At 55.2% G+C, this 12317-nt stretch carries 12 protein-coding genes and 1 pseudogene; 8 read left to right on the top strand and 5 right to left on the bottom strand.

The genetic code is table 11. The features are described from left to right. Positions 1-2: 2 nt before the first annotated feature. The 4 genes and pseudogenes from P0120_01890 (at position 3) to P0120_01875 (ending at position 2619) form a co-directional block, all read left to right on the top strand. Complete coding sequence (locus tag P0120_01890; GenBank protein ID MDF0673081.1) at positions 3-461, top strand: hypothetical protein; 459 nt, start codon at positions 3-5, stop codon at positions 459-461. Positions 462-836: 375 nt separating this feature from the next. Next, positions 837-1118 (top strand): YgiT-type zinc finger protein, encoded by a 282-nt coding sequence (locus tag P0120_01885; GenBank protein MDF0673080.1) that lies wholly within the window; start codon positions 837-839, stop codon positions 1116-1118. A gap of 85 nt (positions 1119-1203) precedes the next feature. Next, positions 1204-1365: a hypothetical protein gene (locus P0120_01880; protein MDF0673079.1), complete on the top strand. Its 162-nt coding sequence runs from the start codon at positions 1204-1206 to the stop codon at positions 1363-1365. A gap of 526 nt (positions 1366-1891) precedes the next feature. Further along, a pseudogene (locus P0120_01875) lies at positions 1892-2619 on the top strand (IS5 family transposase). A gap of 9 nt (positions 2620-2628) precedes the next feature. Here the strand turns inward: P0120_01875 and P0120_01870 are convergent. After that, positions 2629-2877 carry a hypothetical protein gene (locus P0120_01870; protein ID MDF0673078.1) on the bottom strand — a complete coding sequence of 83 codons (249 nt, stop codon included), beginning with the start codon at positions 2875-2877 and terminating at the stop codon, positions 2629-2631. A 601-nt stretch (positions 2878-3478) separates the two neighbouring features. Between P0120_01870 and P0120_01865 the strand changes: the two genes are divergently transcribed. Both P0120_01865 and P0120_01860 read left to right on the top strand, forming a co-directional pair. After that, entirely contained in the window at positions 3479-5899 is a 2421-nt protein-coding gene (locus P0120_01865; GenBank protein MDF0673077.1) for an Ig-like domain-containing protein, read from the top strand. A 231-nt stretch (positions 5900-6130) separates the two neighbouring features. Continuing rightward, positions 6131-6307, top strand: coding sequence for a type II toxin-antitoxin system Phd/YefM family antitoxin (locus tag P0120_01860; GenBank protein ID MDF0673076.1), 177 nt, complete (start codon positions 6131-6133; stop codon positions 6305-6307). 190 nt (positions 6308-6497) lie between these two features. On the opposite strand, the gene P0120_01855 is transcribed toward P0120_01860, so the two are convergent. The 3 genes from P0120_01855 to P0120_01845 all read right to left on the bottom strand — a co-directional run bounded on the left by P0120_01855 (position 6498) and on the right by P0120_01845 (position 8136). Beyond that, a complete protein-coding gene (locus tag P0120_01855; protein ID MDF0673075.1) occupies positions 6498-6836 on the bottom strand; it encodes a type II toxin-antitoxin system PemK/MazF family toxin in 339 nt (112 codons plus the stop codon). Then, positions 6827-7078: an AbrB/MazE/SpoVT family DNA-binding domain-containing protein gene (locus P0120_01850; protein MDF0673074.1), complete on the bottom strand. Its 252-nt coding sequence runs from the start codon at positions 7076-7078 to the stop codon at positions 6827-6829. The genes P0120_01855 and P0120_01850 overlap by 10 nt, the downstream gene beginning before the upstream one ends. A gap of 401 nt (positions 7079-7479) precedes the next feature. Beyond that, positions 7480-8136, bottom strand: a complete 657-nt coding sequence (locus tag P0120_01845; protein ID MDF0673073.1) for a uracil-DNA glycosylase — start codon at positions 8134-8136, stop codon at positions 7480-7482. Positions 8137-8232: 96 nt separating this feature from the next. On the opposite strand from P0120_01845, the gene P0120_01840 reads away from it, so the two are divergent. Together P0120_01840 and P0120_01835 are read left to right on the top strand one after the other, a co-directional pair. Next, positions 8233-8847, top strand: coding sequence for a hypothetical protein (locus P0120_01840; protein MDF0673072.1), 615 nt, complete (start codon positions 8233-8235; stop codon positions 8845-8847). Positions 8848-9203: 356 nt separating this feature from the next. Next, complete coding sequence (locus tag P0120_01835; GenBank protein MDF0673071.1) at positions 9204-10574, top strand: sigma 54-interacting transcriptional regulator; 1371 nt, start codon at positions 9204-9206, stop codon at positions 10572-10574. Positions 10575-10681: 107 nt separating this feature from the next. Here P0120_01835 and P0120_01830 read toward each other — a convergent pair whose 3' ends face one another. Continuing rightward, positions 10682-11530: an amidohydrolase family protein gene (locus P0120_01830; protein MDF0673070.1), complete on the bottom strand. Its 849-nt coding sequence runs from the start codon at positions 11528-11530 to the stop codon at positions 10682-10684. Positions 11531-12317 lie beyond the last annotated feature (787 nt).

The following is a 12317-nucleotide window of genomic DNA, read 5'->3' as shown; positions in this document are numbered from 1 at the left end:
CCATGCCGCTTGGTACCGAGTTGGGAAAGAAAATGCTGCAGCTGATCACGTCACGCTACGATGATCGGCACTGGCGAAAGCAAATCGAAAAGACTCTCAGTCTGCCCCAGTCCGGCGTCGCTGATCCGATCCAACAACAGATCTTCATGTACCTCAAGCACGGCTTGAAGGCCTACAAGTCCCGCCGAGCCGATCCGGATTCCTGGATCATCGGTGGCTATGCCACGAAGGAAGTCATCAATCGAGCCAAATACCAACCGCAGCTCGTTGGTTCGTCCATTACGAAAGACAATGTGGCCTTCCTGGGGACCGATCCAGGAGAGGACGTGACAGAAGCCTGGTGGGAAGAGATGTTGGTCCAATGGTTCGACGTGCCGGAAGAAGAGAAACCGGCTGAAGATAAAGAAAGCAGCACAGCAACCGACCAGGATTCCTCATCGACGACCAAGACGAAAGCTTAGAACCAGATCTAGAGTGTTCCAGCGGTGATGCGATAGTCTGTGCTAACCAGCTGCGATTTGCCCCAGTGTTTGACCCTTTCTCAGTGTTTCGCTATTCTGCGCCGCCATGGACATTGCTGCCATTCGAGCATTCATTCGAAAGGGCAACTTCTTTGTCACGGACCACGCGCTGACCGAAGGATTCAAAGACAGGATCAGTGTGGCTGACATGCTTCACGTAATCCGGACAGGGGAGATCATTGAGCGGTATCCAGACAGGGGAAGGTGTTTGATCTATGGATGCAACGCGGATGCGCTTCCCGTTCATGTTGTGGTAGACTTCAGCGCGGGACGGTCGGTGGACATCGTCACCACGTATATTCCCCAACGAGACGAATGGATAAAAAGCCAAATTCGAAAAAAACGAAAACGATAAGCGGCAAGGTGTGTCCGGAGTGCGGGAACACCATGCGCCGTGGACGGACCACATTGCACTTTGAGCGCGGCGGGTTCTACGCCGATGTAGAAAATGTCAACGCGATGCTCTGCGGACGTTGCGGAACGAGAAGCATACCAGGCCAGACGGCCCTCAAGATCAGCGATGCAGTCGACCGGCTGTTTCGTGCCGGCAAAGACCTCGACATGACCGGCATTTCATTTCACAAGCTCGCCAGTTGAGAGTTCTCACGAAGTTCCTCCTCGACGCTCCAAACGAAAATCCAGCTGGCGTTGCTCTGTCAACAACGGCTGAAGGAAGTGCTACATGGCGACCGCTAAAGCCCGCAAGAGCGTGATCGTTCGTACGGTCGAAGAACTTGGGCGAGCCTTGGGACTTTCAGTCGCCGACACTGCTGAAATGGAGTTTCGTTCGGAATTGACCGTGGTACTGGCCAAGATCATTCAGGCGGGCAGGCGGGACGACTGACACACGCTGCGATTGCCAAGCGGGCCGGAACATCAAGGACCCGAGTGACCGCCATTGCGAATGGCAATACGCAGGGTGTCTCGACGGATGTGTTGATCCGAGTCCTTGCCGCAACAGGCTACCGTACCGAACTCCGTCTGAAGAAGACTGCGGCGCAATCCACCGCATCTGGGTGGGCGGAGATGCTAGTTCAGTGGTTCGAGATACCGGAGGAAGAAAATCAAGCAAAAACAACGTCAGAAATCTTCACCTCAAGTCTCCTTCATAGCCCAAAGGTCCGGCAAAGCGGCATATGGGATGCGGTTTGAGATGTTACTTATGACTCGCTTCTCTAGTTCTTCTTGCCATGTTTTCTGCGGATATTACACCCTTTTTATGTCATCTTCTAGGGCGTGTCATCAGTGAGCGGCGGGATAATTTTCCGGCTTCACAAACGAGTCTGCGAGAGATTCACTATCCTCATAGGCCAGGGGAGGGCTTATGGATGGCAAGACGCTAGGCGTTACGTGACGACCAGTGGGAGCGGATCAAGGATTTCCTGCCCGGGCGCGAAGGGCATGTTGGCGGGACGACCAAGGAGAACAGGCGGGTCATCGAAGCGGTGATACACCGGTACCGTGCCGGCATGGCGCGGCGAGACCTGCCGGAGCGGGTCGGGGACTTCCGGGTGATCCATACACGCCACACACGCTGGAGCAAACGCGGCGTCTGGCAAAGGATTTTCAAGCATCTGGCGGAAGACGCCGATAACGAGTACACGAGGATCGATTCCACGATCGTCCGTGCGCATCAGCACAGGGCCGGGGTAAAAAGGGGGACAGGAAACGGCATGCATCGGGCGCTCAAAAGGCGGGCTGACCACCAAAATCCATGCCCGTGGCGATGCGTTGGGCAATCCGACAAGTTTTCCTCTGACGCCGGGCCAAGCGCACGATCGGGAAGGAGCGGATGCCCTGCTGCCCGACATTCTTGAAACGAGTCAGACGTTCCTGGCCGACGAGGCGTATGACGCGCAAGAGCGTGTCCTTAATCGGCTGATAGAATCAGGCGTCAAATCCGTGATCCCACCCAAATCAAACCGCACGGAACAGCGCGAATACGAGAAGGATATGTAGAAGGCCAGACATGTGATCGAGAATTTCTTCGCAACACTCAAGCAATAAATACCGCGTGATTGCCACTCGATACGAGAAACGCGCTGCCAACTTCCTCGGCGCTGTCCATCTCGCCACTTCTGTCATATGGCTCAACTGATGACACACCCTAGACGGTGAGCACGACCTCCACCTCGCCGGTTCGGCGGGCCACTCTCAAGGCCACTTCGTTCTCATGACGATCAAGCACGAGGTCGAGACGCGCGGTTCCGACCGACAGGTTCCGAATCTCGACTCGATCGAGGAACGGCGGCAGCACAGGACGGATGAAACTCACGAGGCGGCGATGAAACCGGACGATCCAACAAGACCGGAGCGCGTTTCTGCACGATCCGCACTGTGCGATATAGCGAACCATTGGAATGTCATGGTAGTCGCCCGATAGAGCACGGTTTTATCCGATGGGCGGTAACGCTCCGTTTGTTCTTCATCATCATCTCCGTTGACACTTCTGCCATCCACCTTGCTGTGAGAGCCACTCGGCAACTTTCCTTCTTGGTTCTCGTCACGTTATGCCGCCGTCCTGTTGAGCTATGTCGATTCGGTATGGTTCATGCCTGTCACATTGCTCGATCCGGATCATGATCAAGGAACCGGCAGTCGAACAACTCTAGCAAGCTACGGGGAATCACAAGTTGAAGGAAATTCCAATGAATGATCATGCCATTACTATAATATCTGCCATCACCAGCCTCTTCGTGACTACGGTGTCGCCAGGAAGTGTTGTTAAACACAATCAGTCCTCGACGTGGATCTTGGCAAGCTTGTTCGCTACGAGAAGACTCATCAACTGTACGGCGAGGCGCCTTCATGTTGCATCATTCGCAGGTACGCTGAGGCCAACCGCATCGGGTCTGACTTCTGAGTTGATGCCTTGTGCCACCAGCCTAGCCCGAGAAGGAAGCCGCATCACATGCCGATACACGCTCAATCCGCTTCATAGGATCGTGTTGGGTGTGATGGTGCTGTTCACTCTTGGCATGACGGCTTCTGTCGAGGCAGCCGTTTTCGATCTCAGTACATCGTGGAGAGAGCGAGACTCGCCAACTGGATACACCTATGTGAAGATCTGTATCGTGTCGGGCAGCAGCGCCTTTCGCCAACCGCCCGAGAATATCGCGGTGCACTCAATCCCATCCCTCGAGACAGTGATAGGCAAAGTTCGCGATTCACTACGGACGAGTTGGGAGCAGCACTCCTCGATTCGTTTCGTCGGATGGGAAAACTGCGGCGACCTAAACCCCGCCCTCAAAAGTGAATACGTGGGGCTTTTTATATACTCCGACATAGGTAACCATAGTGCAATCGGGAAAAAGGCCAAAGGGACAACAGGCTTACCCGGAACAAGCAAGGTGGTAGACAAGAACGGAAAGCCGGTGTTAGACGAGAACGGAAAGGAGAAGACAGAGCTTAACGGTCCTGGTGGACCACAATTTGCGCCGTTTGGAAATGTCAACCCCTGTATCGAATATAATTCGAAGATCGCGGCTTACAGGTATAAATTTGATTGCGCTAGAGAATACGGCATCCACGAGTTTGGTCACGCCATCGGCTTTCTGCACGAATGGCAACATCCCCTGACTCCCTCGACTTGTGCCAAGCCAGCGCCAGATAGTGAAGAACCGCTAGTTGCCGCTGCTGCTGTGACAACCGATGCGGCTGCCAGCCAGGGATACCTCGTTCCGAACAAGGACTTTGATTTCGATTCCGTGATGACCTACGGCGACAATTGTGCGCATGTCACCGGCACTCGCTTCGGCAGCCCCGCGCCGGATGAATACGATCGGAGCGCCGTGAGGCTTGCATACCCCCCAGTGCCGTTAAACGACTTTGATGTAGGCGTGATCCCCGATAGCAATAGCGCTTGCCCTGTTGAGAATAGAGTGACGGTCTATTTGGACAACGAAGACGATCCGACACCCACCGGAGGGAATCAACGCGCCGGCTGGAATGGCGTCATCCGCTCCGACCGGAACACCCGTTTGGAATTTTGTCGCGTGGATGGCAGAAAGTTCGGCAGACATCAGCCCCCGAACGTGGGAGCCCCAACGAACACCGATTATGCCGTGTTGAAACTCGGTACAATGTGCCCCGCGGGGTCTCAGGAAATCGTTCGCGAGTTCGATGACGAGAACGATCTCTACAACGAGGACTGGATGGGCGGCGATTTGGGTCAGAACCAACAGTTCAGCGACACCGAATCCCGCACGCTCTTACATTTTTGCTGGTTTCGACGAGACCGATCGGACGGCGCTGTCATGTCAAGCTTTCCCCAGCTTGGTTTCGACTATGGGGTCATCGGGGTAACGTACAATGCGGTGAGATCAGGATGGATCTATATCGATGACGAAAACGATAAGAACCACGACAGTTTCAGAGATGCTTCAGGGTTTTTTCTAAGCGACAGTGACATCAGGGCGCTATCGCCTCTGATGAATGGTGACATCAATACCACGATCCAACTGGCGCTCGTGAAGCAGGAGCGCGCACCTACCGCGGCCGACCAATCCGTCCTAGCCGACGGCATCGCTCAAGGGAATCTCCTGAACGGCGCGAGTGATCCCGATGGAGACGCCGTAAAACTTGACATGGAGTACGAGGATGCGGACCCTATGACCAAGTATCTAAGGCCCGCACACGGTACGCTTGAGGTAAACGAAACTGGCGGATTCGTGTATACACCAGACGACGGATATACTGGAACAGACACATTCGCATTCCGGGTCACCGATGGCTACATGCGATCCACCCTGGCCACCGTCAGCATCTCGATTCCTCCCGCCCCGATCCTCACCATCGCCTTAGATGCGCAGCCCGCCAGTTCGCTAACCTTCAACGCCAGCAACGGAGAAACCTTTACGCTGGTCAATGGCAAGAGCAGGGACGTTACTTTTAAAGCTAAGCAGGATGCCATAGTGACTGCTCCGGTACCCGCCGGTTGGTACCTGGCGAATATTGCGTGTACGGAAAACTCTGGAGCGATCGTGGACCTTGTAGCCGGTCAGGTGCAAATAGGTGTTCATGCAGCGCAACGCCTCTCGTGTACTTACCAGCTGCGCCAATATGGATCCTTTGATGCGTTCGTGTACCGCGACCGCAATGCCAACGGCCGTTACGACAACACGAAGGATAAGCCTTTGGCGGGTTGGTCTGTACAGCTTTTTGACGAATTTAATATTCTGCTGGACGAAAAGGCCACCAATGCCGAGGGTAAGGTTCACTTCACGTTACTGCAGCAGCGCCAGTACAAGGTTTGCGAGGTATTGAAACCGGGTTGGCGCAATAGCGACCCTGGGTCGACAGCCGGACAAAGTTGCAAGATCATGAACGTTGGAGGCGGCGCGCAACCACCAATCCGATTCGGCAATGTCAAACGCTAGCGTAAAAGGCCCGGAACCCGAACCGGTGTCACCGAGATCCAGGTGCCCCGCCTATCGGACGCCGACGGAAATGCTCAGTGCTCGCCATGGTGTTGCGCTTCGGATTTAAATGCACCGGATATGCGCGGAGAAATGGAACTGGACACAGGCGTCGCTGTCTGTGAAGCTTGCTTGCCAGGGCTCGGACAAGCCATCATAACGGGCTGTTATTGAAGCTAGCATGAGGTGACCTTGCCGCAGGTCGATGAGTTCGTTTCTGTCAGTGAGGCCAAGAATAAGCTATTGGACTTGATCCGACGCATGAAGCACAGGCAGGAGGTTGTCGCCATTCCACGCGATGGCGTTCCTCCTGCTGTACTCTTGAGTATGGATCAGTTTGAGGGACTCACGGAGACGACGAAATTCTGAGTGATCAGAAGTCGATGCGCTCGCTACGTCGGTCCTTGAAACAGGCGGAGAAAGGGCAATGGGTGAACCATCGCGCGGGTGTTTGGTGGAGCGAATTGAAACGGGAAGGCTAGCCGTACAAATCTGTCTGTGCCGGCTGGGGAGATTCAATATTCAAGATTGGCGGGGCCAGAAAGAGCTCAAGGAGCTCCTATAAGGAGAACATTTCCTGTAAGACCGCGAGGACGGCTGTGAGAGTGTGCGGAGCGATTCGCCCAACTCGTCTGACGAAGCGATCGCTGTCGACGGTGCGTAGTTGGTCTATGGCGACAAACCCAACCCGATCGCGGAAGCGACAGCGCACACGCCAGGGATAGGCCTGACCTCCTGTGGTCATTGGAGCCACGATAACAGTCCTCAGATGCTGATTCAGCTCATCCGGTGAAATAACGAGGCAGGGTCGTGTTTTTCTGATTTCACTACCGTGGGTGGGATCGAGTTCAATCAGATACACATCGCCACGGGTAGGACGTGTGGGCACTACCGCCATTTCCACTCTTTCTTATCGAATTGAGTCGGCGTCGGCTGGTCGATGAGGCGATCTTCGCCCTGTTCCCGCATGCGACGGGCAGCGTCGGCCCAACCGGCTCGTGGCTGTGACGGCTTTGATATGAGAATTCGGCCGGGTTCGGCCTGGAGCTCTACTTCATCCTCAAGCTGGGCTTCCTGGAGTAATGTTTTCGGGAGACGGATACCCCTGGAATTGCCGATTCTGACGATGTGCGCTTTCATGTAAGCCTCCTGACGGACCTACATTGTAAGCACATTTCCTGTCAGAAGCAAACGCAGTACATCATCGGTTTCGGAGAAGGATGAAACAATTAGCGAATGACGAGATACGAACGACGATTCTTAGCCGAACAAATCTATCCGTGGTGAGGCCGTTGATTTACAAGCAATGGACAGCTTCAGGCATTCGACGTAGCGGAAGTAATCGTCCGCTCCATCAGGTGAGGGTAGTTGGGCCGACTGCGACTTGCGAGGGGTTGCATAGCCTGTCGTTGCGGTCGCCGAAGGCGGTGGTGAGCACTGTTCGAAGTTCCGTTCGGGTGAAATCCAGAACGGAACGAGTTGCACAGCCAAGCGGCGGCAAGGCTATGCGGTCTAAGCCCTCGCAGGAGCACGCGGCCCAATTACCCGAACAGATCCATCTGCGTCGGCTGGGGGGATTCAATATTCAGGACCGGCGCGGTTGGGGTGGGAGCTGCGGTGGTTGGCTCAGCCGGTTTGGAGTGGCGGTCAAGAAATTCTTTCAGTTTCTTGAAATCCTCTTTGAGCGTTTCAAGAAGGTTGCCCTGATGGAGAGCGGCTGCTGGGTGCAGCAGTGGGAAGATGACGAAATTCTTCATGTAGAAGGCTTGTGCCTTTACCTTGGTGATTCCGACTTTGCGTTCCAATAGTGCCTGAGTGGCCCAGTTCCCCAAGGTGCAGACGAGTTTCGGACGGATCAGTTGTATCTGCTGCATCAAGAACGGCTTGCAGGTTTCCACTTCGTCTTGCTCCGGGTCGCGGTTGTTCGGCGGGCGGCACTTGATGACGTTTGCGATGTAGATTTGATCGCGCGAGAGACCTGCCGAATTCAGAAGGTCGTTCAAGAGTTTCCCAGCTGCCCCCACAAATGGCTCGCCCTTCTGATCTTCATTGAAACCTGGCGCTTCCCCGACAAACATGATACTGGCATGAGGATTCCCGACGCCAAACACGACTTGGCTGCGTCCCAACTTGGCCAGTTTGCAGCGCTCGCAGTTGACGAGGGATTGAGCGAGGTCTTGGAGAGGAGTGAGCTCCATGAGTTGTGAGGGCGACGAAATTAGTAGCGGTATCTTAAAAACGGAAAGCCAGGATGTCAATCGAGATAATGTGGTCATAGAACGAGGGAGGCATCTATGAAGCTCACGAGCATGGGAAGTATGCTCCTGCTGATGTTGCCGGCGTTTTCTGCTGCGGCTTCGGTGGAACTGGCGGCGTTTGCGAATAAACCTTTTTGTGAAAGGGTGGCGGCGTTATTCGGAGCACATCTGGACTTTAACACTGAGCTCTCGAAGACGGTGCAGTGGGAACCGGTTGCGTTGAAGGGACAAGGGCCTACAACTCGACGCTGTTCGAGCTTCGACAGGACGAGAATAGATCTCGACAACGACGGGCGAGAGGATCTTGTGGTGAAAGCCACCTTCTGTATGAAAGGTGTCCCAAGCGACAGTATCTACGTGTTTCCCGCCGACAGTACGGTTCTTGAACAGACAAGTTGGCAGGACACCAGTCCGTTATTGGCAACCCCTGATAAGTTTGAGCGAACCGGCGGCACCTATCCGCTGACAGCGCTCAGGATTGATGGAGGCTCGCCGCCTCCAAGCCTCACAACTGCCTTTTCGCTCCAACCCTTTGTGTTCGATGGGGCAGCCTATGTTGGTCTGACGGATACCAGACGGGAGTGGCTGGTGATCGCAAAGTATCAAGGCGGCGAACGGTTTGAAGATCTGTGCTACTTACACACCCCGTAGCGAATAACTACTTAGCCTGTATCCTTTTGTATCGCCCTGTATCTTTTTGGATCGAGTTAGTTTGCCTGCCATTGCTCATCATTGCCGACATTTCCAGAACACTGTATTGAAGTAAGGCAGCCGTTCGGCGGAACGAGACTCACCTCTGATTTCTCCAAAAGCAGCAACTCAAAAGACTCAAAGGGTTGCAAGCACAGCTCAATTCTTGAATGAAAAGCAGACGGAAAAGGAATGAACAATGCATGTCGAATTGCGCTTGCATCGAACTGGTATCAGGAATATATAGCGGGACAGTTGAGAGGGAACTATCCCATATTTTTTGATCTGTATCCGACCCGCAGACAGGAGAGTTCGAAATGCGGGTGTGGTTTCGCATTTTCAGCGGCGGGCAAGTCGTACATAATTTTCATGATGTATTTCATCGAGCAGGGATTGAACTCTACACCCCTGATCAGCCTTCCTCTGGACCAGGACTCGCGATATTCCAAGACATTGACCATGGTTTGAGAGAGTTTCTGCAGGAGGCGAGGCAAGCCGGTATTGCCAGAATCATTGCGATCAGCCTTCCGGCTGCAGATGTATTGGGTCCAGCCGCATGGAGACTGTTACAGGACGGGGTGTGCGATGTCCTGAGTTGGGATCATCCAGATCGCACCGCATGTGCGGTGGCGGCGCGATTGGCGCGTTGGCAAATCATTGACACACTGGTCACCTCACCGGAAGTGCAAAACACGTTGATTGGACAAAGTCGGGCGGCGTTGTCGGTGCTGCGGCAACTCGTGGAAGCGGCATATTTCACTGATTCGACCATCCTCCTGATGGGAGAAAGCGGCACTGGAAAGGAATTGGCGGCCCGCCTCATTCACTCTCTCGACCAGCGCGCGAACAAAGGCGACCTGGTCGTGCTCGATTGCACCACGGTCGTCCCCGAGCTATCAGGCAGCGAATTTTTTGGTCACGAGCGAGGAGCGTTCACCGGGGCGATCACCGCGCGGGACGGGGCCTTTGCATTGGCCAATGGCGGCACCTTGTTTCTTGACGAAGTAGGCGACCTCCCTCTGGGCTTACAAGGGCAGCTGCTTCGTGTGATTCAAGAACGATGCTATAAACGGGTCGGAGGGAATACCTGGCATCGCACGGACTTTCGCCTGATTTGCGCGACGAACCGAGACTTGAGGCAAGACATAGGGCAAGGTCGCTTTCGCAGCGACCTCTATTATCGAATCGCCGGGGACCTGTTCACCATTCCCCCGCTGCGCCACCGGACCGAGGACATACTTCCTCTGGCTCGGCAGTTCATGAGCGCTTGTATTTCTGACAGTGACCCACCCGAATTTGACGAGGCCGTCAGAGAGTATTTCATGCTCCGGGACTATCCGGGCAATGTACGCGACTTGAAGCAATTGGTCGCGAGGATCATGAGACGATATGTGGGATCCGGCCCAATTACGGCCGGCTGCCTTCCAGAAGAGGAACGACCGGAGTGCGGCGCAGATCCGTTGCAATGGTGCAACGAGGATTTCGAACGATGCATCCGTTGCGCCATTGCCAGGGGAATTGGGCTCAAGGACATCGGACGTACCGCTGAAAATGTCGCTGTGCGTATTGCGGTAGCGGACGAACAGGGAAATCTGCAACGAGCCGCGGCGCGCTTACGGGTGACGGATCGCGCACTCCAACTGCGTCAGGCTGCAGCCCGTCCGTCTGAGGGGCAAACACGATCATGAGAGCCGGCCCGGCGATATGCATCGACAACCACCGAGACAGACATCCATGGATCACATGGATCGGCGTTAAACATGACAAGAGCCGAGGGGCGCAGAAGACCGCGTTATCAGCAGCAGGCGATTTGATCGCTGGCCCATGGATCACGCACTTCCCCGGAGTCGGCCGGCAGGGCAGCCGTTCGACGCGTCCTGCCGGGCGATTGCCCGGACGGTTTCACGGCCTGTCGGCGGACTGAGGAGATGAGCTTGAGAAAATTCCCGCTCAAGATGAGACGTTCCGCAGGCTTGGGCAATTCCAACGCATGGATCTTGACGAGCTCCAAGGCGGGATGGAGCCACGGCCCGTCGGAGCCGAACAGGATCTTTCGCGCTCCCGCTCGTTTCACGGCTTGCTCGAGCAAATCAAACCGCCGCACGCCGGCCGTGTCGGCATAGATGTTGGGGTGCCGGACCAGGTGATCGATCAAGGCGAGCTGGGCGCGCCAGTCGTCGGCGAAGCTGCCAAGATGTGGAATGATGAAATTCACATCCGGATACTCCTGGGCCAGAAGCTCGCAGACAGATACTTCTCCCATCACATCGTAGAGCACGGGAAGCCGGAATGCGCGAGCCGCTTCGCAAATTTCGCGCGTGATCCGTCCGTCATGGCGGTGGACTTTGATCCCCACAAATCCGAACCGATGCACCGCCTCATGGACCATTGAATGGATCTGTCCACGATCCCGCTCCGGATGGACGAATGCGAAGCCGTAATAGCAATCGGGACGGCCGACGACCATGCGAGCCACCTCACGATTCGCTTGCCGGTAGTCGGAATGGAAGGCCGCGAATAGTACGGTGTGGTCGATTCCCGCTCGCGCGGCCCTCCGCATATACTTTTCCAGCGGCGCGCGAGTATCCCACGGACCCATTAAACCGTCACCGGTACCGGCATGACAGTGGGCGTCGATGATCATAACCTTAGGTCACCAAGGACGTTAGCGCGCGTTTTGTGGGTCGGTAACCTGCACCTAAGATGGGGCGATATGCTATACCGTGGATGTGTCGTAAACGGTCAAAACATGCGTCGCAGCTGGCACATGAAAACGACCTGCTTGCAATCTCTGACCGCATTATTTCTACCCCACTTGAGGAACAGGCGACGCCGCCCGATCGCAGGAGAGCTCCTGTATCTCCGCATCTTACTGGCCAGCGTGCCTCTGAACCATGTTCCACAAATCCCTATTTCGCGGGGTCAAGAGCACCCCACAGCACTCGGGCGGTTCGGATGAAACAATGATCCCAAACAACCACCGGCCTCCAAGGGACCTGTCCCGTGTCACCCAGACTGGGCCACCACTGTGTCCCTTCAGGCAACAACCGTTGAAATCCAAAATTGTCGGGGAGGGTGCGCCCGATTGGGTCTGTGCATAACAACTCAGTTGGACACCATCGAGAATTACAGGATAACCGGAATAGTTCACCCGATAATGGCCAGGCCGCCACCCGCTGATTGTACCTAGCTTTGATCCTCGCGAATCGAAACGCGGGCGTGGACTCTGACCCCAAAATCCAGCATCGTTCCCTAGTGGATGCTGGATCTCGATCACCGCGAAATCTCGATCGCTGCAGATGTCGTCGACCAAGCAATCGAAGGCGGGATTGCGAAAAATGTTAGCTGCCCGGCTCTGCCCAAAAGGGGACAGACTGCCAGCCCGACCCGGAGTGACGCGGATCCGATCCGGGTCAGGTAAGGCACATGTA

This window comes from Nitrospira sp. (genome assembly GCA_029194675.1).
Lineage (GTDB): Bacteria > Nitrospirota > Nitrospiria > Nitrospirales > Nitrospiraceae > Nitrospira_D.
This window is presented reverse-complemented; position numbering and strand designations above follow the sequence as displayed.

Excerpts from the sequence above, each read along its gene's own strand:
- P0120_01890 (MDF0673081.1), top strand. The coding sequence starts at position 3 with ATGCCGCTTGGTACCGAGTTGGGAAAGAAAATGCTGCAGCTGATCACG.
- P0120_01855 (MDF0673075.1), bottom strand. The coding sequence starts at position 6,836 with ATGGCGGTAGTGCCCACACGTCCTACCCGTGGCGATGTGTATCTGATT.
- P0120_01880 (MDF0673079.1), top strand. The coding sequence starts at position 1,204 with ATGGCGACCGCTAAAGCCCGCAAGAGCGTGATCGTTCGTACGGTCGAA.
- P0120_01865 (MDF0673077.1), top strand. The coding sequence starts at position 3,479 with ATGGTGCTGTTCACTCTTGGCATGACGGCTTCTGTCGAGGCAGCCGTT.
- P0120_01840 (MDF0673072.1), top strand. The coding sequence starts at position 8,233 with ATGAAGCTCACGAGCATGGGAAGTATGCTCCTGCTGATGTTGCCGGCG.
- P0120_01845 (MDF0673073.1), bottom strand. The coding sequence starts at position 8,136 with ATGGAGCTCACTCCTCTCCAAGACCTCGCTCAATCCCTCGTCAACTGC.
- P0120_01835 (MDF0673071.1), top strand. The coding sequence starts at position 9,204 with ATGCGGGTGTGGTTTCGCATTTTCAGCGGCGGGCAAGTCGTACATAAT.
- P0120_01830 (MDF0673070.1), bottom strand. The coding sequence starts at position 11,530 with ATGATCATCGACGCCCACTGTCATGCCGGTACCGGTGACGGTTTAATG.
- P0120_01850 (MDF0673074.1), bottom strand. The coding sequence starts at position 7,078 with ATGAAAGCGCACATCGTCAGAATCGGCAATTCCAGGGGTATCCGTCTC.
- P0120_01870 (MDF0673078.1), bottom strand. The coding sequence starts at position 2,877 with ATGGTTCGCTATATCGCACAGTGCGGATCGTGCAGAAACGCGCTCCGG.
- P0120_01885 (MDF0673080.1), top strand. The coding sequence starts at position 837 with ATGGATAAAAAGCCAAATTCGAAAAAAACGAAAACGATAAGCGGCAAG.